Here is a 22,908-nt window from a genome sequence, read left to right on the forward strand (position 1 = left end):
ATTGATTCATTTTACGCATACTACGTTCTCTATCTTATCACACCTCATAATCACTGTCAAAATCAACAATGGATCCGGTCCTTCCAATCATTGCCAGTGTGATTCACTGCACCTTTATTCCTGAAATTCCATTGTTACATAGTAACCCCTGTCTGTTTCTTTAATTTCTTTTACCGTTCCTTTTCTTGACTTCAGGCGGTCCCAGCTTTTATACAGGCCGCTCATGGCAACCGATGGTTCAATCAGATAACTGTATCCTCCAAGTGCCTGCAGTTCCGTGATTTCCGCTTCCTGACCTTCTTCGATCAGTCCCGGACGTTCCATTTTAAATTCCATTGTTCTCATTTTTGTTTCCTCTTTTCTATATTGCCTTTTCCTCTTAATAGCAAAAAAGAACCGTAACTCCCTGGATTCTGTGAATCTCCTGAAATTACGACTCTTTTTTCTGTAAGCCGGAAATCGGACTTGAACCGACGACCCCTTCATTACGAGTGAAGTGCTCTACCGACTGAGCTATTCCGGCCTGTCCTGCACGATGCCTTACCATGATGTCTCTCCAACAGGCACAAATATTATTATATACATTTTTTCAAAATATGCAACCACTTTTTTTGGTTTTGATACATTTTTTCTGGTAGTCGATTCTTTTTTAACATACAGGAAGAAAGGCATCCTTCCTTTCCGGTTCGGGAAGCAGGGATGCCTTTTTCACATGTCACATTCTTTTGTTCAGAAAGAGTTATTTACCAGCCATCTGTCTTTCCTGTTCTTCGATCATCTTCTTGACCATATAACCGCCGACAGATCCGTTCTGTCTGGAAGTAAGGTCTCCGTTGTATCCGTCTGTTAACGGAACACCGAGTTCGTTTGCCACCTCATATTTGAATTTGTCTAAAGCACCTTTTGCTTCTGGTACGGCTGCTTTATTAGATGAACGATTTGTCATGATAATGTCCTCCTTTATCGTCATGTGTTTTTTTGTAACTTTTTGTTACATTCATAGTATATGAACATTTTTGTGAAATACTCTGGTAAAAACAGGAAAAACAATTTGTTCCCGAAATGTATTGCATTTTCCTCCCGATCTACTATTATATAAATATGTTGAAAAAAGGAGGACAACTATCATGATATTTATATACCCTGCGGTTTTCCGCAAAAAAGAAGACGGACGCTATCATGCGTTTTTTCCGGATCTGGAGTGCTGCGAAGCTTCCGGAGATACTCTGGATGAAGCCGTTGACAATGCCAACGAAGCTGCCAGAACCTGGATCAGTGTAGAACTGGAGGAGAACGATCCGGTTTTGCCGCCGATTACCGACCCGGAGGATATCAAGACACAGGATGGAGACATTGTCCGGAATATCGCTGTCAATATACGTTTTTACGAAGGCTGGGATGAATAACCGTATGTAAATCAGAAAAAGACGGCCTTTTTGGCCGTCTTACAGTACATGAATATTATCCCGGTCTGCCCTTCCATATACAGGAAATTCCCTGATTTCTTCCGATGACGCGGCTTCTGCCGCCATCTGAAGAATCCCTGCATCCTGAAAGATATCTCCCAGTTTAAATTCCATCAGTCCGCTCTGTCGGATTCCGAACAGGTCTCCCGGGCCTCTCAGCTTTAAATCTTCCCCCGCGATATAAAATCCGTCATTGGAATGATTGAGGATATCCAGCCGTTTTTTCGTCTCTTTCGCCCTGGATGCCGTCATAAAAATGCAGTAGGACTGAAACGCCCCACGGCCAACGCGTCCGCGCAGCTGGTGAAGCTGTGCCAGGCCGAAACGCTCCGCATTTTCCACCATCATCACCGTGGCATTCGGTACGTTGATCCCCACTTCCACAACTGTCGTAGAGACAAGAATCTGAATCTGGTTTTGGGCAAACTTCTCCATGATTTCATCTTTCTGCGTCTGTTTCATCTTCCCGTGAAGATAACCTACCGTCACCTCCGGCCCCATCCGTTCGGACAGCATCGTGGAGTAATCAATGACATTTTCCGCCTCCATGGCTTCGCTTTCTTCCACCATCGGACAGATGACGTAGCACTGCCTTCCTTCTTCCACCTGCTTTTTCATAAAGCGGTAGGCTGTCTCCCGGTATCCGGTATCCACCACACAGTTTTTGATTGGCAGACGGTCTTTCGGAAGCTCATCGATGACAGAAAGATCCAGATCTCCATAGATGATAATCGCAAGTGTTCTCGGAATCGGAGTGGCACTCATAACCAGAATGTGCGGCATGTTTCCCTTCTTTGCCAGAGCCTCACGTTGTCTGACTCCAAACCGGTGCTGCTCATCCGTAATGACAAGTCCCAGATTGCGGTAATTTACTTTCTCCTGAATCAGGGCATGGGTACCGATAATAATCTGTGATTCTCCTGTTTCAATCCGCTCGTACGCCTCCCGGCGCTCTTTTGTCTTCATGGAACCGGTCAGAAGCTCCGTGCGAAACGGAATTCCATATTGCTCAAACATTTCGCAGACGGACTGGTAATGCTGCCTTGCAAGCACTTCCGTCGGAGCCATCATCGCTCCCTGATACCCGTTGCAGGCCGCTTCCAGAAGCGCAAGCACGGCCACAATCGTCTTACCGGATCCTACGTCGCCCTGTACAAGACGGGACATGGTGTAATCCCCCTGCATATCCTTCCGTATTTCCTTCCAGACTTTTTTCTGCGCATTTGTCAGTTCAAACGGAAGCTGTGACAGAAAATCGTCCACTTCCTGCTTTTTTTCCATCCGACAGCCATTCACACTCGTCTCTTTTTCTTCTTTCATCTGGCGGATGGCCAGAAGGAATTCCAGAAATTCTTCAAAGACAAGCCGTTTTCTCGCATACATGTACATCGTTTTATCTGCCGGAAAATGGATGCCCCTGAGAGCGTAATTGTACTCGCACAGATGGTATCTCTGCCTGATGCTTTCGGGAATCGTTTCCCGCTGCAGATGAATATGTTCCAGCGCTTCCCGGACCGCCTTCATGACCGTCAGATTGGAAAGCCCTGCAGTCAGCGGATACACCGGCTGCATCGTATTGAGCTTTTCCTGATATTTCTCCACAGGCTGAAAGATTTCCGGATGCTCCATCACGAGTCCGCCCCGTTTATTCACCACCCTGCCTCTGACAATAATCCGGCTTCCGGACCGGAGCGTATTGCGCAGAAACGGCATCCGGAACCAGAGGACTTTCAAAGTTCCCGTCAGATCCCGGATCAGGGCGCTTACAGTCTGGAGCTTCCTGTTCGGTGAAACCTGGACACTCCCAAAAACACAGCCTTCCACGGCAGCAACTGTCCCTTCCTCCAGTTCACTCACCGGAACCGGGGCCTCATAAATGTCATAGGTTCTCGGATAATAGCGCAGAAGATCTCCTGCTGTATAAACTCCCATCTTCTGAAACAGCTTTTCTGTTTTTTCTCCGATCCCTTTGATTTCTCTGACTGGAGAATGCTCATTCATGTATTTCTCTCCTTTATACAGGAAAAGGATACTTTTTTGAAGTATCCTTTTCTGTTTCTTCTATTTTATCTTTACTTATTCGACCGACATCACATAGTAATAAATCGGCTGTCCGCCACGGTGTGCATCGACATCGAGATCCGGATACGCTTCCTCAACTTCAGAAACAAAACGCTCCGCTTCTTCCTCGGAAATGTCTTCACCGTAATAAATACTGATGAGTTCCGAATCTTCTGTCACCAGTTTCTCCAGAAGTTCTTTGGATGTTTCGGAGATAGAAGAACCTACGGAGAGAATTCCCTCATCGCCAATTCCCATAATATCTCCTTCATGGATCTCCTTTTCTCCGATTCTGGTGTCACGCACTGCATAGGTCACCTGACCTGTCTTTACAGTCTGGATAGCCTCAAGCATCATCTGCTCATTCGTATCCACGTCTTCTTCCGGCGAAAAGCTGATCACTGCTGTAATTCCCTGAGGTACTGTCCTGGTCGGAATCACAATGATATCTTTATCTCTTGTGAGATCTCTTGCCTGATTTGCGGCAAGTACAATATTTTTATTATTCGGCAGGATAAAGATCGTGTCGGCATTCACTTCATCAATCGCCTGAAGCATATCATCGGTACTCGGATTCATGGTCTGTCCGCCCTCAATGATATAATCCACTCCGATTTCTCTGAAAATCTCATTCATGCCCTCGCCAATGGAGACCGCGATAAAACCGGTTTTCTTTCTCTCTTTTTTCTCCTGCTTTTTCACTTTTTCCTGCGCTGCAAGCTTTTCCGCTTCCTGAATGACTCTCTCATGATGCTCCTCGCGCATATTGTCGATCTTCATCCGTGTCAGCTGACCGTAAGTCAGCGCTTTCTGAATGGCAAGTCCCGGATCGTTTGTGTGTACATGCACTTTCACAACTTCGTCATCTGCCACACAGACAATCGAATCACCGATGGACTCCAGATATGCCTTGAAGTCCTGCTCCTCCTGTTCAGAAAACTCCCGTCCTGTCAAGATAATAAACTCTGTGCAGTAGCCGAATTTGATATCCGTCTCCTCCATCGGCGCTTTACGCACAGCAGACGCTGACGGCGCCGCAGACGGCTCAATCGATGAATAGTCAATTTCTTTCCCAAGAAATGCGTCATACGCTCCTCTTAAGACTTCCAGAAGTCCCTGTCCGCCGGAATCCACAACTCCCGCCTCTTTTAATACCGGGAGCATTTCCGGAGTCTGATTCAGTACTTCCTGTGCATGATCCAGAATCTTCGGGAAGATTTCCGCAAGATCATCGGTCTCAAAAGCAAGTTCCTCCGCTTTTTCCGCAATTCCTCTTGCCACGGTAAGGATCGTACCCTCTTTTGGTTTCATAACCGCCTTGTATGCGGTCTCTTTTGCACGGATGCATGCAGCTGCAATCCCCGCAGCATCAATCTCCGTCTCATCCTGGATGGACTTGGTAAATCCACGAAGAAGCTGAGAGAGAATAACCCCTGAGTTTCCTCTGGCACCGCGCAGCGAACCGCCTGAAATCGCCTTTGACAGCTCCTTCATTCCCGGATTGTCCAGCGCCCGTACTTCCTTTGCCGCCGACATGATGGTCATGGACATGTTCGTACCGGTATCCCCGTCCGGAACAGGGAATACATTCAGCTCATTGATGTACTCTTTTTTTGCCTCAATATTCTGTGCGCCTGCCAAGAACATCTTCGCAAGCATGTCTGCATTTATCGTTTTAATTTCCACCTCAAAGTTCCTCCCACATTAATCGATTACCCGTACGCCTTCAATATAGACATTGATCTTGTCAACCGGCATATTGGAAAATTCTTCGACTTTATATTTTACATTGCTGATCAGGTTATCCGTAACAGCCGAAATACTGACCCCGTATGCAACAATAACATGGAAATCAAGGCGGATTCTGTTATCTTCCGTAAGCTCTACCTGGATACCGTGTGTAAGGCTGTCTTTTTTCAGCAGTCTTACAAGTCCGTCTTTCATGTTGACTGCCGCCATCCCCACGATTCCAAAGCACTCTACTGCGACAGAGCCTGCATATTTGGCGATCACTTCCGGTGAAATGGTGATGATTCCCAGTTCCGTACTCATGCTGCCTTTCATACTAAGATACCTCCAATTCTTATCTATACTTTTTTCAGTTCTTTCCATGAAGTATTCTGCTTTATTATACCTTGTTTACACACATTTTACAACATCATCTCTTCATGTTATCTGTAAAACAGTGAAAAAATTATGATTTCCGGGAAATAAACTCTTGCATTTCCGGTATATATCTGATATCATAGTTAGTGTTGTGAGTCCTCGATTTGAGGACTAGTAAGAGCGTTAGGAGGTGTAATCATGGCGAAATGTGCTATTTGCGAAAAAGGGGCTCATTTTGGAAACAATGTCAGCCACTCTCATAGAAAAACACCAAAAATGTGGAAATCTAATGTAAAATCTGTTCGTGTTAAAACAGAAGGCGGAGCAAAGAGAATGTACGTATGTACATCCTGCTTAAAATCCGGAAAAGTAGAAAGAGCATAAGTTCTGCATACACAAAAACCAGGAATCTTGTCATCCTGGTTTTTTTGTTTCTTAATTTTTATCAGCAGCAGAAAAAAACATAGCCCAGTACGAGAAATACTGCCGTTATGCAGATATCCCAAACCAGACCCGGCAGGAACATCGAAAGAATCAGTCCTGCCGCGATCATAAAGCATGCAAATCCAATCACTCTTTTCATTCGATATCCCTGCCGTTTTGTTTCTTGATTTTATATATGCAGTTTTTCAGCCTTTTATTCGTTTTCTTTTTTCCCTTCGTCCAGAATCTCGTTGACTTCTTCTTCTGTTACCTTATTCTCGTCTCTTGTCCGGAAACGCTCCACGAGATCCGGTACCATGTCCAGAATCTTTGTGATCGTATCCTGATTTTTAATATTAACCAGTCTTGTCGTCCCGTTCTGAATCACAAGCACTGCGCAAGGAGTCATCTTGCCTCCCAGTCCACCGGCTCCCTTTTCATTCTTATCTGCGGTAAAAGAACCTGCCCCTACAGAAAAGGACACGTCCACAAGCGGGAGGATGATCGTATCTTTTACATGGATCGCCTCACCGACCACCGTCTTGGATGAAATCACATTATCCATTCCGTGGAACAATGCTTCCATCGTTGATTTGAAATTACTCTCTGCCATTTATGATTCCTCCTTCTTCTGGCGTTTTAACAGATGCAGTACTTCTTTTGCGGTACTGCGGATATTCTTATCTGCCACAAGCCTGACAGCCGCTGCTGCCAGATGGTTCATCCGAAGATGTCCCTTGATAAATATACTGCCGTTTAATGCAGGTTTTTCAAAATCAGGTGCAATCTGAAGCCATTTCCCGAAAAACGGGTAGAAAAGCGCAAGCCAGGAAAGCAGTTTCCCGGTATAATACGGATCATCAAACCCATACTCCACATACCCTCGCGCTTCTTTTGGCATCCATGTCTTTATGAAATGAATCAGAACTATCTTCCCCTTTTTGAAGGCAGACTGATGTACTTCATCTTTGATAAACTTTTCTATCCTGTCTTTTGTTTTGGACAGCGTCTTTATCTTATCACAGATTCTTTGAAATGTATACTTGATTTTCCCGGAAATCCGCTGCCATCCGGATTCCTTTTTCTCGCCTTTCCGGCTTTGCGGCTTTTCTTTTGCGCTCTTTTCTTCCTGCTTCTTCTCCGGATCCGGCTTTTCTTTTTTTACAGCTTCCCGCTTCCGGGAATCATTCTCTTTTCCTCTGCCTTCCTGCTCTTCCGGTTCTCTTGTACCGCCCTCAGGTCTTCCAGGGACTTTTTTATCCTCTTTGTACTTTTCAGGAGTCTCTTTTTCCTGAATTTCTTCCTCCGGCTCCTCGTTCTTATCCTGCCCGATCTTTTTCCATGCAATTCCCGCCATCCAGTGAAATTTCTGATTTTCGTAGGCTGCCTGAAAACGGATCAGTCGGAAAAAATACCGGATGGAAATCTTTCCTGTAATCTTTTCCGGCTCCTCAATGTCCCCGGACGCACTCAGTTCATACCGGACCGGTACAAACAGAACCGTCAGAATTCCAAGCAGAAGAAGTCCCAGAACAAGAAGAAGTAAAATCCCTGCTATCTTTAGAATCCACAGTAAAATATGTACGATTATCATTCTAATTTCCCTGCCGCTTCAAAATATACTGCCGGATATCCGCATCCCCTGTCTTGTCCACTGTCTCTTCGGCAATCTTCCGGACAAGCTCCAGCGCCTGCAGATATCCCTTTGCCAGGCCTACCACAAACACATCCTTATCCCGGTACCATTCCTGATTCAACATCCCGCTGTGATAGATTTCCAGCTGATTTTTCTCATTTTCCGGCAGGGCAATCAGGTAGACCCGGAACTGGAATTCTTTCTTTTCCAGATGTTCCATTATCTCCTCTTCCCTGCCTTTTAATTCTTCACTTACATACAGATCTTTCAAATACCGCATTGTAAAGCACCTCTATTCCGCATAGAATGCCTCGAAGACGTCTCCCGCAACATCCGTCGCAACATCACCGGTACTGTCGGAGTTTTCGATCACAACAGCCAGTGCAAGATCCGGATTGTCCACGTTGGAAAATCCGATAAACCAGGAGTGTGTTTTCTCTTTATCATCACTGTACTCACTTGTTCCTGTCTTCCCTGCGATGGAAACCCCAAGAGAATTCAGGGAACGGGCTGTTCCGTATTCCACAACTCCCTGCATATATTCTGTCAGCTGAGCTGCCTCCTCGGAGGTCATCAGCTCTTTGTAAGACTCCGGAACGTATTTCTCTACCGTCTCGCCCTCTGCACTTGTAATCTGATCTACCAGATACGGCTGCATCAGAATTCCATTATTGGCGATGGCAGATGTAATCAACGCCATATGGTACGGACTCACCTGAAGTTTTCCCTGTCCAAAAGCCGTCATGGCGATGGCAGCGTCTCCATCATCGTCCTGCAGATTGAATTTGCTTTCATTATAGACAAGCGGACACGGAAGCTCTGAATCAAACAGAAGATCCTCTGCCGTATTGCGGAACTCATCGATATCCAGGCTGAGTCCGATGTTGGAGAACGATGTGTTGCAGGAATATGCCAGGGAATCTGCCAGATCGACCGTTCCATGCACATCATTTCCAAAACAGTGAATTTCATTTTTCCCTGCTGTGATTTCTCCTGTACAGCGGTAGGTATAATCCTGATAATTTGCATTCTGGCGCATATACGCAAGAGTCGTCACTACCTTGAATGTAGATCCCGGAGCATACTGTCCCTGCGTCGCACGGTTGACAAGAATTCCTTCCGTGTTTGCGTTTAAGCTTTCCCAGTCCTCCACAATGGTATTCGGATTGTAGGACGGTTTAGAAACCATCGCAAGGATCTTTCCCGTACTAGGCTCAATCGCCACGACTGCTCCCCGGTTGTTTCCGAGCGCATCGTAAGCCGCCTGCTGGAGATCCGTATCGAGTGTCGTGGTAATATTGTTTCCTGCGCTTTTCCGCCCTCTGAATTCATTCAGAAGCTTTGTCCGGAACGAAACATTTGAAGTCTGAAGCTGGAAATTCTGCGAGGACTCCAGACCGGACTTTCCTTTGTCCGAATATCCGACGACATGGGCAAAAAGCTCTTCGTACGGATAGGTTCTCGTCTGGGTGCCGTCTTCATTTTCCACAGACTCGGCAAGGACATTTCCATCCTTGTCCAGAATCGAGCCCCGGAGCACCTGGTTTTCATACAGATCCATCCTTGGATTTCTGGAATCATTGATAATTTCTCTTCCCTGTACCACGTTGAAATAGGAAAAATAGCCGATCATTCCCACAAAAAGAAGAACAAAAAAGTAAGTTACAAAAACATACTGGCGGTTCGCCTTTTTCTTCTTTTTGGCACGTCGCCTTTCTTCCTGCTGTTCTTTCTTCTTTTCTGCCTTTCCGGGCTTCCTTGGAGCCGGCTTACGGTCTCCGTACACGCTGTGAGTTCCGGTTCTTAGAGTTTCTTCTTCGATCTCCCGACGGAGCTCCCGCTGAAGGCCTCGTTCCATTTGATCGAGGTCTTCCGGTCTGCTGTGCCTGCCGTCTTCTCTTCGCCCGTAATTGTCTCTCTCTTTGTCGTTCAATATCCTCTTCCTCATCTTCTCTTAAAATATACAGCCCCTGGATGATCGCAAACATGATCATCGTGCTTAAAAGGGAACTTCCTCCATAGCTCACAAGCGGCAGGGTCACACCCGTAGACGGGATAAATTTGATTACTCCGCCGATCGCAAGAAATACCTGGAAGATATAACAGGTTCCAAGTCCCAGCGCTACCAGTTTATAAAAGCTGTCTCTTAACTGCATCGCAATATTCAGAAACATAATGTAGCAGCTGACACAGATCAGAATGATGCAGATCGCAAAGACAGCTCCCAGTTCCTCCGCAATCGCGGAGAAAATAAAGTCTGTCGTAACAACCGGAATCTTGTCCGGAAGTCCCTGGCAGAGTCCAAGGCCGAACCATCCTCCTGTGCCGATCGCAAACAGCGACTGCGCCACCTGATATCCCCCTTCATTATAGACCGCGAACGGGTCTCTCCAAACCGTTACCCTCGTCCTCACATGAGAAAACAGAAAATATGCGGCTACCGAAGCAACACTTCCGGCTCCCACGCCTGCCGCAATATAGAGCGGCTGCCGTGTGGCCACATACAGCATCACAAGGTACACTACAAAAACAATCAGTGCCGCTCCCAGGTCTGTAGAAGCGACCAGAATCAGAACATGCAGCGCCGCCACGATCGTTGTGATAACTACATTTCTGAAATCCTTTGCCCTGTAGAGACTGGATGCCACAAAAAATACAAATACAATCTTCACGAGTTCTGACGGCTGCACACTGATTCCCGCCACTTCAAATCCAAGCATGGCTCCGTTTGATACCCGTCCTACAACAATAACCGCGGCAAGTGCCGCAACACCGACCACTGCATAGACCAGTTTCAGTCTGCTTAAAAATCTGGCTTTCCGGATAATGACCGGAACAAACAGCGAAATGACACCGGATGCCGCTACAATAATTACCTGCTTAACCGCATTGTTATATGTAAGCCTTGTCAGCATGATAAATCCTACCGCAAGAAGCATACACATATTGTTGACAACCAGTCTGGACACTTTCGGGTACAGAAAACCATAAAGCAGAATAATTGATCCCAAAAGCGCTACCTGTATGACATAAAATACGAGAATTCTGGCCTCCTGCATACGCAGAAACAGGGTCAGAAATGCCAGGAAGTGGATCATGAAGATCCAGATGCTCTGCCTCCTTAAAATCCACATCTTCGTATAAGCATCGTGATATCCGAACACGCTGAAACACTCAAAAGTATAGATTACCATCATCAGCAGAATCAGATATTTTGAAATTTCCATTATAATATTAAACAAATTGCCACCTACTTTATTCCCCTTTTAAAATGTCCACGCGTAAAATCATCAAACTGCTCTGCTGCCTGCGGATACCCTCCGTCTCTCAGGAAGCCGTCCCCGTAAAGCCTGATTACTCTCCTCGTCTCATCGGCGTCCTCCAGCGAAAATTCCAGCCGGACATTGTCAATCCCGATCCGTTCGATCTCCGGAAGCAGATCCAGCAGCACAAGCGGCGCCGTATTATAGATAATATTATAACATGTATCACAATAATTTTTTACATAAAATGTCTTCTGATACCGGTCCTTCAGTTTTGTGACAGCTGCTTTTCCATCGCAGTGTCCCGTAGATTTTTTTACGCATCCCGCGCTGATCATCATCGGAGCATATCCGTATACGACCATCTCTTCTTCTCCGGAAACGGTTTCACGAATCTCCTGGCTGTTCAGCTCTAATGATACTGTTGTACCATTTATCCCTGCATTTTTCAAGAATTCTACAGCTTTTTTGTTCAATGTATACAAATGATGGTCCGCCTGAACCTTGTTTTTCCATACTTTTTTTTGCAGATATGACAAAGATTCCAGATTTCTCACGAGCGCACCATCCCACGGGAACGCTTCCAGATCTCCCCAGATTCTGTCGTAGAGCCGTTCGGCCTGTTCTCTGAAAATGTGAGGAAATACAAGATACCATTCGGCTTTCCTTGTTTCAAAAAGTGCCCGGATCTCCGCTCTTCCCGATCCGGACGCAAACAGGTCGGCCGCCAGATGGCTTTCCACGTAGATACGGCCTGCGTCTTCCTCCTGTACCGCTGCAGCTAACTGTTCTCTTGTCTGCACAAGAACAGAAAGCATCCTCGCATGCGGATCCCGGACAGTTGTACCGGTCTCCTTTTTCTCCGGTATCTCCGGACAGGATCTTTCATACTGTCCCAGAATGGCATCTTCCAGCTTCTGTGCCGCCTGTCTGCGAAGCTCATTGACAACCTGCATCGGGAAGAAAATCCCTTCGTCCATCTCAACAGCCATCTTCTCTGTCCGGAACGGAGTATTCCCCATCTTGCCAAGCTGCTTTTCCACTCTCGCCCGGTCCAGCGGCTGCTTTTTCGCCTCTTCCGGAACCATGCCCTCGGCGCTGACCTCGATGCTTCCCATCCTGAGAGTCAGCCTGGACGGCTCTCCGGCACGGAACACTGCCTCCGCCTGCACCGGACGCCGGATATCAGCGGTTTTCAGATGATCCCGGATCTCCCCGATCAGGCTTTCATTCCGGACTCTTGACAGAATCGTTCTCGGCTTCACTGCCGTTCCCTTTGCCACGAGAATCTGGAACTGGCCGCCCTTTTTTACGTCCTGTCCAAGTGTAACATTTTCTTTGGCGGAGATTTCCAGAACATCGCCTTTCTGTACCGCTGCGAGTGCTTTTAACAGAAGGCTCCTTCCCTTCTGCCGCTCCACACAGGCTGCCGGAATCCCGGCGTGATTCGGCCTGTCAGGCGAAATCATCTCCGGGCCGTTCTGCATATGGTAGTAGCCCCTGCAGCTGCCGCCGCGGTTATACAGATCCATCAGTCTCATTTTGTCCTCTTCTGACACCCGGTATCCCTCTCTTCCCTTCTCAAGGAAAAGGTCTGCGTATTTCCGGTACATCCGCGCGGTCTCAGATACATACTCCGGCTTTTTCATCCGTCCTTCAATTTTAAAAGAGTCCACTCCGGCCTCAATCAGATCCGGGATGTCATCCAGAGCCATGATATCCTTCAGGCTCAGAATGCAGGATGGCTTCTTCATTCCTTCCACCTGATATTTCAGACGGCACGGCTGCGCGCACTGTCCCCGGTTGCCGCTCCGCCCACCGAGCATGCTGCTGAACAGGCACTGTCCGGAATAAGAATAGCAGAGCGCGCCGTGGACAAAGCACTCGATCTCCAGCCCGGTCTCCTCTTTCATCTTCCGGATCTCCGAAAGGGAAAGCTCCCTTGCCGGAACAATCCGCTCCACACCGTATTTCTTTAAAAATCCTGCTCCGGAAGCCCCTGCCACAGACATCTGGGTGCTCGCATGAAGCGCAAGATCCGGGAAATGCTCCCGGATAAAGGAAAGCGCTCCCAGATCCTGTACCAGAACCGCATCCAGACCGTTTTCATAAAACGGCTTCAAAAACGAAAAGAGACGTTCTTCCATCTCCCGCTCTTTGATCAGTGTGTTGACGGTCAGATACAGCTTCTTTCCGTAAAGGTGTGCCTCTCGGATAGCCCGGATCAATGTCTCCCGGTCAAAATTCCCGGCATACGCTCTGGCTCCAAACAGGTCCCCTCCTGCATAGACTGCATCCGCTCCGGAACGGATCGCCGCCTGAAAGGCTTCATAAGTGCCCGCGGGTGCGAGAATTTCCACTTCTTTATTCTGTTTCTTATTATTCATCTCTTTCTATTCCTGCCTTACTTCGAAAAAAGGCTGTCCTTCGACAGCCCTAATTCTTTCGGTGATTTTTCATTTCTGTTTCCAACTGCACAATCTTCATCTGCAGCTCCTGATTTTCTTCCTTCAGCTTATCCATTGCCCTGTCCGCATTTTCCAGCTTGATCTGCGCAGAGATCAATTCGTGCTTTAAGTCATACATCTCTTTATCTTTCGATTCCATATCAATTTCAAGAGACGAGCCCTGCTCCTTTGCTTTAAAATAATCGTCCGCAATGTTCAGTGCAAGAAGGATGCTTTTTGTGTCGCTGCTCTGCTTTTTGTAGCTTTCATTCTCACTGCATTCTGCAATCTTGTGATTCAGATAATTTGATACTTTCTGAAGATACTCCTCGCTCTCAAAGCCGCTCAGCGTAAATACCCTGCCATCAATGATAACTTCGGTATAATTTCTTGATGCTGCCATAGCCGGTGCTTCCTCCTCCTATATGAAGTCTCTGATATTCATTATAAACGATCTGGTTGGAAAAACCAACCTTTTTCTTTGATATTCTCCGTGGAAGGGAATTTTACTCTTCCTTTCCCATGGAAAATCCAAGATGCTGATATGCAAGAGCCGTAGCCGTCCTCCCTTTCGGAGTCCTCTGAATAAAGCCGTTTTTCAGGAGAAAAGGCTCATATACATCCTCCAGCGTACCGGAATCCTCGCCGATGGCAGCTGCAAGTGTATCCAGTCCTACCGGCCCGCCTCCGAATTTTTCGATCATGGTCGTCAGAATCGTCCGGTCCGCATAATCCAGACCGAACCGGTCCACTTCCAGAAGATCCAGCGCAAAAACTGCTACTTCCTCGGTAATCACACCATTATATTTAACCTGCGCAAAATCCCGCACCCGTTTTAAAAGGCGGTTGGCCAGACGCGGCGTCCCTCTGGAACGTCTCGCAATCTCAAGCGCTCCTTTCGAGTCAATCTCAACTCCGAGCACCTGGGCAGAACGCAGGACAATCGTCTGCAAATCCTCAGCCGTATAAAACTCCAGCCGGTTCACCACACCAAACCGGTCCCGAAGCGGCGCCGTCAGCATTCCTGCTCTCGTCGTCGCCCCCACAAGCGTAAACTTCGGGAGATCCAGACGGATGGATCTTGCCCCTGCTCCTTTTCCGATCACAATATCGATGGCAAAATCCTCCATGGCCGGATACAGCACCTCTTCCACCTGCCGGTTAAGTCTGTGGATCTCATCCACAAACAGCACATCCCGCTCCTGCAGGTTATTCAAAATCGCAGCCATCTCCCCAGGCTTTTCGATCGCCGGACCGGAGGTCACTTTCATATTGACTCCCATCTCATTGGCAATGATCCCGGCAAGAGTCGTCTTTCCCAGCCCCGGAGGTCCGTAAAAGAGCACATGGTCCAGTGCTTCCCCTCTTGCCTTTGCCGCTTCTATATAAATCTTTAACGTTTCTTTCGCCTTTGTCTGTCCGATATAATCTTCCAGATACTGAGGCCGGAGGCTGCCTTCAATCTTCTGGTCTTCCTCCAGTGTTTCTGTCGTAATAATTCGTTTCTTCATGCTTCTCTGCCTTCCGGATAGTTATTTGAATGAACCGCGCCCTTTTGCCCGGCCCTCCTCCATTAAAACAGTGCCATCTGCCGCAGGGCCTGTTTCAGCACATCTTCTACGGTACTGTCCTCATGGATCTCCACGTTTCTGACTGCCTGGAATGCTTCGGTACTTCCATATCCCAACGCTGTCAGCGCTTCCACTGCCTCGTTCTGAATCCGCCCTGCTCCTTCTTCATTTCCCGGAACAGACGGCGCATCCGTCTCCTGTCCGATGGTATCAGAAAGCTTCAGCTTGTCTTTCAGCTCTAAAATCAACTTTTCCGCTGTCTTCTTTCCGATTCCCTGAGCCTTTGAAATGGCCTTTGCGTCCCCCGCCATCACTGCGAACCGCAGATCATTCGGTGTCATCTGCGTCAGGATGCTGAGACCTCCCTTCGGGCCGATCCCGCTGACCCCGATGATCAGCTTAAAGACCTCCAGTCCGTCCTTTGTCAGGAATCCAAAAAGCTGCATCAGATCTTCTTTCACATGCAGATACGTATGGATCTTCACTTCCTGTCCAGTCTTCGGAAGGCTGGACATGTCACTTCCGGACATGAAAATCCCGTATCCGACGCCTCCTACATCAATAACCACATGGTTCTCGCCAATCTCCGCAAGCTCCCCTCGTATATATGAAATCATCTTTCTTCCTCCGTCAATTAAAACTGGATCCCCCTGATCCTTTTCAGCATTTCCCCGGATGCAAGCCCGATCACAAGTCCTGTAACCAGACCGGAAACCAGAAGCACCGGAACATACGAAAACACGCCATAGGTCTCCACCACAAGGGCCGCTGCCAGAAGCTGCCCGATATTGTGGAACACACCACCGGCAATGCTCACTCCCAGAACACTGACTGATTTCACATGCTTCAATCCCCACATCACAGTCAGACTCAACAGTCCTCCTGCCAGACTGTAAAGAATACTCATCAGATTACCGAACAGAAATCCTGACAGAACCACCCGCACAACGGAAAGGAGATATGCCTCTTTGACAGGCATCCTGTAAAGTGCTATCACAATCACAATATTGGCAAGTCCAAGCTTGACCCCCGGAATCCCGATCTGAAACGGTATCAACGTCTCAATATAACTGAAAATCAATGCCAGCGCCACAAACACTCCAAATGACGCCAGGCCCGCTCCTCTTCTTTCCACACTGCACCTCTTTTACTGCACGACCGCATCCGCTCCGGATGATTCTCCATCTTCAATCGATACAACAACCTCGTGAGGCAGACAAATAATACTTTCTCCATTTCTCGAAATTGCGCTGTGACGGACACAGACCTGATCCGGACAGTCCGCCTTCTCCATACTGGCGCTTCCATTTTCGATAACAAGTGTATTTGTCCCTCCATTGATCTCGATCGTCTGATCTTCATTCAGACTGTATCTGCCCTCCTCTTCGCCGTCTACATAGACGACCGCTTCGCCGCCTCCGCTTCCGGTAAAGGCTCTGTATATTCCAAATGCCGATCCTGCTACAAGCAAAATCAAAAGAATCAAAATGATATCTCCCTTTTTCATGGGGACCTCCTTCTTCCGGTTTATTTTAGCACATCCGCCCCGGCACTGCAACCGTATGTTCGATAGTGAAACCCGCATTGAAAAACGGAGCTTCCGAAATGGCCGCCCCGTTCTCATCTTCTAATATCCGTAATAATAATAGTCACTCATTGTCTCACCGTAGGATACACTTCCGATGATCACCACCAGGATCAGGAAAATAATCAGTAATACAATGAGTACCGCCTCTACTATCAGTGCCGCACGGCAGAAGTTTCTCCTGTGAATATTTCCCTTTCTGGCAAACGCCCAGTAACAGTACAGAATAATCCCTCCGCAGCATGGAATAAATGCCGCCAGCAAAGTCAACAGCCAGTCACCCATTGTCAGCGGCGTCGTATCCCACTCTTCCTGATACTGATTCCCCTGTGTCTGGTACGGCATACCGTCTCTCGTCTGTTCCCCATAAGAATAGGAAATATCTTCCTTCGGAGCCTGAGTTTGTTCCCGCTGTTCCTGATCAGGCGCAGTATATGGCTGTTTCGGCATTGTCTCTTCCTTCATAGGAACCACCTGCTGCTCCTCCGGCTGCTGAGTCACCGGAGCATCACCTGCACCGGTCTGCTCTGTCATTACTTCTTCTGTATTTTCAAAATTATTTTTATTCTCTTCCATGTGTCTGACTACCCCTTTCGCTTGTTTCATTTTATCATGCTTTTTTCGTCAGCACAACAGAAATCCCCGATTTCACAGAATCTGCATAACTTGACGCCCGTATAAGCAGTCTTAGAACGTAGTGCGGAACTGAAGCGAGACAGCGCGACGAGTGTGCATGCAGGCGGCAGTTCGGTGTGAGCAGCGTAAACTTTACATGATCCGTCCCAGGGCCTGATAAATCCGGTTCAGCAGATTTCCCGGATAGTAGCTCATAGGAGGTTCTCCCGGGAAGTATCGGCTCATCCGGTAAATGTAAAATACAAGCATGCCTGCCAGAAGCAGAATCAGCCATTTTTGAAGAGACCGGACCTCTTTTTGAAGCACGTATCTCCGGATTACAAATGCCGCCGCAAGAAACGCAATGCCGTATATAAACGGGTTCAGATACCATGCGTCCGCGAATTCACCCCGAAGGAGACAGAACCCTGCTCTGGAAAGCCCGCATCCCGGGCATGGCAGGCCGGTGACCATGACAAAAGGGCAGGAAGAGTAAAAGAAGTTCCACGCAAGAAAAAAGTAAACCGCCAGCACAAGGATGACATACCGGATACTCCAAAGATCCGCTTTTATCATCCTGATGCTTTCCATTAGCCGTTTCTTTCTGCTCATTGATTCTTTCCTCTTCCTGCCCTCATGGGATCAGTGACTCTTTTCCGTCCCGGCTATCGCCAGACCGTAGTCATCAGCTGATAATCTTCTTCGGACATTTTTCCGCGCATTTTCCGCAGTTTGTACACTTTTCCGGATCAATGTGTGCCACATTATTTGTAACAGTCACCGCGTCAAATTCGCAGACTTTTTCACACATCTTACATCCGATACATCCTACAGAACATACACTCATTACATCTTTTCCCTTGTCAAGGGAACTGCACTGTACAAGATGTTTCTGCTCATACGGTACAAGCTCAATCAGATGCCGCGGACATGCTGCCACACATTTTCCGCAGGCCTTACATGCTTCCTTATCTACAACCGCGATTCCATCCTGAATATGAATCGCGTCAAACGGACATGCTGCCACGCAGCTTCCTTCTCCAAGACATCCGAATGTACATGCTTTCGGTCCTCCGTTCTGCATCATGTTGACCATGACACAGTCCTTTGTTCCGGTGTACTTATAATTTTCTTTTGCCTTTTCGCATGTACCGGCACATTTCACAAAAGCAACCATCTTTGTCATCTCTCCTGCGTCCTGACCCATGATCGCTCCTACTTTCGCGGCAACCGGCGCGCCCCCTACCGGGCAGGCATTGACCGGAGCCTCTCCTTTGACAATCGCCGCCGCAAGCCCGGAACATCCTGCGTAACCGCAGCCACCACAGTTGTTTCCCGGAAGCACCCCGGTAATTGCCTCTTCACGCTCATCAACTTCCACTGCGAACTGCTTTTCTGCGACTCCCAGGAAGACACCGATGAACAAACCTACACCGCCGACAATCGCGGCAGCAATGAGTATACCTGTCATAATCCATTTTCCTCCCTTAAATCAAACCTGAAAATCCAAAAAACGCAATGGACATCAGCGCTGCCGTAAGCAGAACAATCGGCGTTCCTTTAAATGATTCCGGCACGTCATTATGTTCTGTCTTCTCACGGATTCCTGCCATGATTACGATTGCGATTGTGAATCCGACCGCTGTCGCAAATCCATTTACCACACTGCTTAAAATGTTGTATTCATACTGTACGTTGTTCAAAGCCACACCAAGTACTGCACAGTTTGTAGTGATCAGCGGCAGGTACACACCCAGCGCCTGATAAAGCGACGGCATGGACTTTTTCAGGAACATTTCCACGAACTGTACCAGCGCGGCGATCACAAGAATAAATACAATCGTCTGCAGATATTCGATATTCAACGGCTGCAGGATAAATTCATATACAACACTTGTACAGAAGGATGCGATCGTAATAACGAAAATAACCGCTCCGCCCATACCGGCCGCTGTTTCAATCTTCTTTGATACTCCAAGGAACGGGCAGATTCCAAGGAACTGGCTCAGCACGACGTTATTAACAAGTGCAGAACCTACTGCAATGATAAATAATTCTTTCATCTGTTCCCCCTCCTATTCCTTGTCCTGACCGGAAGAAAGTGAAGAAGCACATCCGCCGCAGGAAGCGCATCCGCCTTCCGCGCAGCCGCCCTGAGGCTTCACAACTTTCTTGCCTTTCTTTTCCATATTGTTCATGATCTTGTTTCTTGTGGCTACCAGCATGGATAACACGATAAACGCGCCCGGCGCCAGGATAAAGATCGTAATCGGTTCATAGGATGACGGCATAATCTGGAAACCGAATACCTGGCCTGCTCCCAGAATTTCTCTTACGATACCGATGCAGGTAAGTCCAAATGTAAATCCAAGTCCCATTCCAAGGCCGTCGAACAGAGACGGAATAATCGGGTTTTTGGACGCGTAGCTTTCCGCACGTCCAAGAATGATACAGTTTACAACGATCAGAGGAATGTAAAGCCCAAGCGAATCATAAAGGCTTGGCACAAATCCCTGAAGAAGGAACTGTACAATCGTTACGAAAGATGCAACGACTACGATAAACGCCGGGATACGGACTGAATCCGGAATGATTTTCCGAAGTGCGGAAATCATCATATTGGACAGTACCAGTACCACCGTTGTGGAGAGTCCCATTCCGATTCCGTTGATGGCGGAAGTCGTTACCGCAAGTGTCGGACACATTCCGAGCATCATGACGAAAGTCGGGTTCTCTTTGATAATACCATTATATAAACGTTCGACACATCTATTCATCTGCACTGCCTCCTAACACATTCTGATAATATCCAAGAGACGCATTGACCGCTCCTGTCACCGCTCTGGTAGTGATTGTAGCACCGCTGATGGCATCGATCTGTTCTCCCTCGCCTCCGTCTTTTGAGACATAGAAATGATCGGTCTGCTTGCCGGAATACTGCTCGTAGAATTCCGGTTCGGAAGCTTTCATACCAAGTCCTGCAGTCTCATTGATGGAAAGAATCGCGATTCCGTTTACTGTTCCATCATTCTGGATTCCAACGGACACCTGAATATCCCCGCCGTATCCGTTCGGGTCGGTAGCTGTGATCACGTATCCGATCGTTTCGCCGCCCTGTTTTGCTTCGACTGCTTCATTGATCTCTGCACCGTCATCCACGCCTGCCGCCTTGACAGCCTCCGCCGCCTCTTTGGCATCTACCTCCAGGTCATCAAAGGAATCCGCATCCTCGAATACCTGTTTGTATGCTTCCTGCTTTGCCTCTTCCTGTGCGTTGGCAATAGGAGCCTTTGTAATCTCATATACCGCGCCGAGGGCCACTCCGGAAACAAGTGTGATAATTGTCAGGATAATTGTATTTTTAATAATCTTGTTCATTATTTCTCTCCTCCTTTACCGAATGGTTTTGGAAGAGTAACCTTCTCGATCAGCGGAACAAGGATATTGCCGATGATGATCGCATAGGAAACTCCCTCTGCAGATCCTCCGAAAAGACGGAACAGTCCTGTCAGGATACCAAGAAGGATACCGTAAATAATCTGACCTTTCTTCGTGATCGGGCTTGTCACGTAGTCTGTTGCCATGAACCATGCGCCAAGCATGATACCGCCGCCGCAAAGGTGCGCGGTGATGAAGCTCCAGTCAAATCCGTGGCCACCGAAAATTGTGATGAAGATCACAAATGTCACAAGATAGGATCCCGGAATTCTCAGATCAATGATTCCTTTCAGAAGAAGGATAATCGCACCGATCATGATCGCGATAACGGATGTCTCACCGATTGTTCCCGGGATCTGACCGATGAACATTTTCATTGTGTCTACGTTGGCAATGGAGCCGTCCGCACGCATGGTTGCAAGCGGAGTTGCCCCGGTTACACCGTCATATGTAAAGGATGTCATTCTTCCTGTAAAAGAAATCAGGAGGAAACATCTTGCAGCAAGAGCCGGGTTCATAAAGTTCTGTCCCAGGCCTCCGAAGAGCTGCTTGACAATCAGAATCGCAAATACGGCTCCCAGAACGCCCATCCACCATGGAGCAGACGCCGGAAGGTTCAGTGCCAGCAGAAGTCCTGTGACTGCCGCACTCATGTCTTTGATTGTCACTTTTTTATGCATCAGCTTCTCATAAAGATACTCCGTAAGCACAGCCGCTGCCACTGTCACCGCGACAAGAATCCACGCATTCTGATCACGGAAATTCCAGATTCCAAAAAGGGTTGTCGGCAGAAGCGCGATGATCACCCACAGCATGATATTTTCTGTAGTGTCTTTGGCCCGTATGTGCGGAGATGCCGAAATATTAAACTGTTCGTTCACTTTGTCCACCTCTCACTTTCTACTTTTTCTTCCTGTTCGCCAGAACGGTCTTTCTCATGGAGCTGATCGCCTGCTTCAGCTGCCGTTTTGCCGGGCAGACATAGCTGCAGGAACCACATTCCATACATTCCACACCGAATTCTTTTTCAAATGCCGCCTCGTCATGACGCTCTGCATAATCTGCAAGTCTGGACGGGATCAGACGGCTCGGACATGCGTCAATACATCTGCCGCAGTTGATACATGCTGACGGCTCATACATTGCCACCTCATCCTTTGTCAGGCATAAAATCGATGAAGAAGTTTTCGTGACAGGAACATCCAGAGTAAACATGGCAAATCCCATCATCGGTCCTCCGGAAATCACTTTCTCAGGAGCCCCTTTCAATCCGCCTGCCGCCTTGATCAGCTCCTGCTGATTGATGCCAAGCGGAACCTTAAAGTTGCCCGGTTCGGCAATTCCATCTCCACTGACTGTCACAACACGGTCAATGCATGGTCTTCCGTTGACTACCGCATCGTAAATGTGAATGATTGTCTCCACATTGTCTACGACACATCCAACATCCGCCGGAAGCATGGAAGAATTGATGGCTCTTTTTGTCACTGCATAGATCAGCTGGCGCTCACCGCCCTGCGGATATTTGGTCATCAGTCTGACCACTTCCATCCTCGGCTCACCGCTTGTCAGCTGTTCCAGCTTCGCGATACAGTCCGGCTTGTTATCCTCCACCGCAAAGATACCCTTTGCATTATCGAAAAGCTTCAGAATCACGCGCATCCCCTCTACAAGCTCTTCCGGATTTTCCAGCATTCTGCGGTAGTCGGCTGTAATGTACGGCTCACACTCCGCACAGTTTGCAATGACGTATTCGATTTTCTCCGGCTCCTTCGGTGAAAGCTTCACCCTTGTAGGGAATCCGGCACCGCCCATTCCGACAATTCCGGCCTCTGAAATCAGATTCAGAATCTCTTCTTTGGTAATCAGATCCAGCGATCTGGTATTCAGCCTTTCAGCTTCCGTATAGGTCCCGTCATTCTCAATAATAATGGACGAAACCTTTCCCCCGGTCGGTGTAAAGTACGGAGCAATCGCCTTCACCTTTCCAGAAACAGATGAATAGACCGGGGCAGAGACAAACCCTCCGGCCTCTGCAATCTTTTGTCCTTTCAGAACCTGATCTCCGACCTTGACAATCGGGGCTGCCGGAGCACCAATGTGCTGCGAAAGCGGAAAGACCAGATCTCCTTCAGGCAGGACTTCGACAATCGCCTTGTCCTTGGCCAGACTTTTTCCATCATTCGGATGTATTCCACCCTTGAAAGTTAAAAGTCCCATCTTTTTTTCCTCCTCGTTCTTTTTTTAACATATGAAAAAACATGAAAAAATAGAGACTAAAGCAAGTAGCCTCTATT

27 protein-coding genes and 1 tRNA gene are annotated in these 22,908 nt (G+C 47.8%); 2 read left to right on the top strand and 26 right to left on the bottom strand.

Features of this window, described 5'->3' with window-relative positions; genetic code table 11:
• Nucleotides 1-114: 114 nt before the first annotated feature.
• The 3 genes from B5G11_RS02640 to B5G11_RS02650 form a co-directional block, all read right to left on the bottom strand.
• A complete protein-coding gene (locus tag B5G11_RS02640; RefSeq protein ID WP_343215460.1) occupies nt 115-336 on the bottom strand; it encodes a hypothetical protein in 222 nt (73 codons plus the stop codon).
• 114 nt (nt 337-450) lie between these two features.
• Nucleotides 451-523 (bottom strand) — tRNA-Thr (locus B5G11_RS02645).
• 216 nt (nt 524-739) lie between these two features.
• Nucleotides 740-946 carry an alpha/beta-type small acid-soluble spore protein gene (locus tag B5G11_RS02650; RefSeq protein WP_087169222.1) on the bottom strand — a complete coding sequence of 69 codons (207 nt, stop codon included), beginning with the start codon at nt 944-946 and terminating at the stop codon, nt 740-742.
• Between the two features lie 181 nt (nt 947-1,127).
• On the opposite strand from B5G11_RS02650, the gene B5G11_RS02655 reads away from it, so the two are divergent.
• Nucleotides 1,128-1,406, top strand: a complete 279-nt coding sequence (locus tag B5G11_RS02655) for a type II toxin-antitoxin system HicB family antitoxin (RefSeq protein ID WP_087252068.1) — start codon at nt 1,128-1,130, stop codon at nt 1,404-1,406.
• 39 nt (nt 1,407-1,445) lie between these two features.
• Here B5G11_RS02655 and recG read toward each other — a convergent pair whose 3' ends face one another.
• The 3 genes from recG to B5G11_RS02670 all read right to left on the bottom strand — a co-directional run bounded on the left by recG (nt 1,446) and on the right by B5G11_RS02670 (nt 5,591).
• The gene (recG, locus tag B5G11_RS02660) at nt 1,446-3,467 is read right to left on the bottom strand and encodes an ATP-dependent DNA helicase RecG (RefSeq protein WP_087252069.1); all 2,022 of its coding nucleotides are present in this window, start codon (nt 3,465-3,467) and stop codon (nt 1,446-1,448) included.
• A gap of 75 nt (nt 3,468-3,542) precedes the next feature.
• Nucleotides 3,543-5,213 (bottom strand): DAK2 domain-containing protein, encoded by a 1,671-nt coding sequence (locus B5G11_RS02665; RefSeq protein WP_087169225.1) that lies wholly within the window; start codon nt 5,211-5,213, stop codon nt 3,543-3,545.
• Nucleotides 5,214-5,231: 18 nt separating this feature from the next.
• Nucleotides 5,232-5,591 carry an Asp23/Gls24 family envelope stress response protein gene (locus B5G11_RS02670; protein WP_087169226.1) on the bottom strand — a complete coding sequence of 120 codons (360 nt, stop codon included), beginning with the start codon at nt 5,589-5,591 and terminating at the stop codon, nt 5,232-5,234.
• A gap of 240 nt (nt 5,592-5,831) precedes the next feature.
• Here B5G11_RS02670 and rpmB point away from each other — a divergent pair, with 240 nt between their 5' ends.
• On the top strand, nt 5,832-6,017 hold the full coding sequence (gene rpmB, locus B5G11_RS02675) for a 50S ribosomal protein L28 (RefSeq protein WP_024732358.1): 186 nt from the start codon (nt 5,832-5,834) through the stop codon (nt 6,015-6,017).
• Between the two features lie 61 nt (nt 6,018-6,078).
• Here rpmB and B5G11_RS16270 read toward each other — a convergent pair whose 3' ends face one another.
• The 20 genes from B5G11_RS16270 to rsxC form a co-directional block, all read right to left on the bottom strand.
• The gene (locus tag B5G11_RS16270; RefSeq protein ID WP_158099192.1) at nt 6,079-6,216 is read right to left on the bottom strand and encodes a hypothetical protein; all 138 of its coding nucleotides are present in this window, start codon (nt 6,214-6,216) and stop codon (nt 6,079-6,081) included.
• Nucleotides 6,217-6,270: 54 nt separating this feature from the next.
• On the bottom strand, nt 6,271-6,669 hold the full coding sequence (locus tag B5G11_RS02680) for a GerW family sporulation protein (protein WP_087169227.1): 399 nt from the start codon (nt 6,667-6,669) through the stop codon (nt 6,271-6,273).
• Nucleotides 6,670-7,650 carry a DUF2953 domain-containing protein gene (locus B5G11_RS02685; protein WP_087252070.1) on the bottom strand — a complete coding sequence of 327 codons (981 nt, stop codon included), beginning with the start codon at nt 7,648-7,650 and terminating at the stop codon, nt 6,670-6,672.
• Between the two features lies 1 nt (nt 7,651).
• Nucleotides 7,652-7,972 carry a hypothetical protein gene (locus tag B5G11_RS02690; RefSeq protein ID WP_087169229.1) on the bottom strand — a complete coding sequence of 107 codons (321 nt, stop codon included), beginning with the start codon at nt 7,970-7,972 and terminating at the stop codon, nt 7,652-7,654.
• Nucleotides 7,973-7,984: 12 nt separating this feature from the next.
• Nucleotides 7,985-9,550: a penicillin-binding transpeptidase domain-containing protein gene (locus B5G11_RS02695; protein WP_343215461.1), complete on the bottom strand. Its 1,566-nt coding sequence runs from the start codon at nt 9,548-9,550 to the stop codon at nt 7,985-7,987.
• On the bottom strand, nt 9,462-10,919 hold the full coding sequence (locus B5G11_RS02700; protein ID WP_343215462.1) for an FtsW/RodA/SpoVE family cell cycle protein: 1,458 nt from the start codon (nt 10,917-10,919) through the stop codon (nt 9,462-9,464). Before B5G11_RS02700 ends, B5G11_RS02695 begins: the two co-directional genes overlap by 89 nt.
• Before the next feature lie 23 nt (nt 10,920-10,942).
• Complete coding sequence (locus B5G11_RS02705) at nt 10,943-13,342, bottom strand: U32 family peptidase (RefSeq protein WP_087252072.1); 2,400 nt, start codon at nt 13,340-13,342, stop codon at nt 10,943-10,945.
• A 49-nt stretch (nt 13,343-13,391) separates the two neighbouring features.
• Entirely contained in the window at nt 13,392-13,805 is a 414-nt protein-coding gene (locus B5G11_RS02710) for a cell division protein ZapA (RefSeq protein WP_087169232.1), read from the bottom strand.
• A gap of 103 nt (nt 13,806-13,908) precedes the next feature.
• Nucleotides 13,909-14,913 (bottom strand): Holliday junction branch migration DNA helicase RuvB, encoded by a 1,005-nt coding sequence (gene ruvB, locus B5G11_RS02715; protein ID WP_087252073.1) that lies wholly within the window; start codon nt 14,911-14,913, stop codon nt 13,909-13,911.
• 62 nt (nt 14,914-14,975) lie between these two features.
• Nucleotides 14,976-15,590: a Holliday junction branch migration protein RuvA gene (ruvA, locus tag B5G11_RS02720; RefSeq protein WP_087252074.1), complete on the bottom strand. Its 615-nt coding sequence runs from the start codon at nt 15,588-15,590 to the stop codon at nt 14,976-14,978.
• Nucleotides 15,591-15,607: 17 nt separating this feature from the next.
• Complete coding sequence (locus B5G11_RS02725; RefSeq protein WP_242958881.1) at nt 15,608-16,108, bottom strand: Gx transporter family protein; 501 nt, start codon at nt 16,106-16,108, stop codon at nt 15,608-15,610.
• 12 nt (nt 16,109-16,120) lie between these two features.
• Nucleotides 16,121-16,480: a NusG domain II-containing protein gene (locus B5G11_RS02730; RefSeq protein WP_087169235.1), complete on the bottom strand. Its 360-nt coding sequence runs from the start codon at nt 16,478-16,480 to the stop codon at nt 16,121-16,123.
• Between the two features lie 120 nt (nt 16,481-16,600).
• Nucleotides 16,601-17,164 (bottom strand): hypothetical protein, encoded by a 564-nt coding sequence (locus B5G11_RS02735; protein WP_158099193.1) that lies wholly within the window; start codon nt 17,162-17,164, stop codon nt 16,601-16,603.
• A 162-nt stretch (nt 17,165-17,326) separates the two neighbouring features.
• Complete coding sequence (locus B5G11_RS02740) at nt 17,327-17,785, bottom strand: DUF2752 domain-containing protein (protein ID WP_087252076.1); 459 nt, start codon at nt 17,783-17,785, stop codon at nt 17,327-17,329.
• A gap of 73 nt (nt 17,786-17,858) precedes the next feature.
• Nucleotides 17,859-18,647, bottom strand: a complete 789-nt coding sequence (locus tag B5G11_RS02745; protein WP_343215463.1) for an RnfABCDGE type electron transport complex subunit B — start codon at nt 18,645-18,647, stop codon at nt 17,859-17,861.
• 13 nt (nt 18,648-18,660) lie between these two features.
• Complete coding sequence (gene rsxA / locus B5G11_RS02750; RefSeq protein ID WP_087169239.1) at nt 18,661-19,236, bottom strand: electron transport complex subunit RsxA; 576 nt, start codon at nt 19,234-19,236, stop codon at nt 18,661-18,663.
• 12 nt (nt 19,237-19,248) lie between these two features.
• Entirely contained in the window at nt 19,249-19,950 is a 702-nt protein-coding gene (locus B5G11_RS02755) for an electron transport complex subunit E (protein ID WP_087252077.1), read from the bottom strand.
• Nucleotides 19,943-20,551: an RnfABCDGE type electron transport complex subunit G gene (locus B5G11_RS02760; RefSeq protein WP_087252078.1), complete on the bottom strand. Its 609-nt coding sequence runs from the start codon at nt 20,549-20,551 to the stop codon at nt 19,943-19,945. Before B5G11_RS02760 ends, B5G11_RS02755 begins: the two co-directional genes overlap by 8 nt.
• On the bottom strand, nt 20,551-21,492 hold the full coding sequence (locus tag B5G11_RS02765; RefSeq protein WP_087252102.1) for an RnfABCDGE type electron transport complex subunit D: 942 nt from the start codon (nt 21,490-21,492) through the stop codon (nt 20,551-20,553). The genes B5G11_RS02760 and B5G11_RS02765 overlap by 1 nt, the downstream gene beginning before the upstream one ends.
• Before the next feature lie 19 nt (nt 21,493-21,511).
• Nucleotides 21,512-22,831: an electron transport complex subunit RsxC gene (gene rsxC / locus B5G11_RS02770; RefSeq protein WP_087252079.1), complete on the bottom strand. Its 1,320-nt coding sequence runs from the start codon at nt 22,829-22,831 to the stop codon at nt 21,512-21,514.
• Nucleotides 22,832-22,908: the final 77 nt, after the last annotated feature.

Origin of the sequence: Drancourtella sp. An57 (genome assembly GCF_002161525.1) — a bacterium.
Taxonomy (GTDB): Bacteria; Bacillota; Clostridia; order Lachnospirales; family Lachnospiraceae; genus Sellimonas; species Sellimonas catena.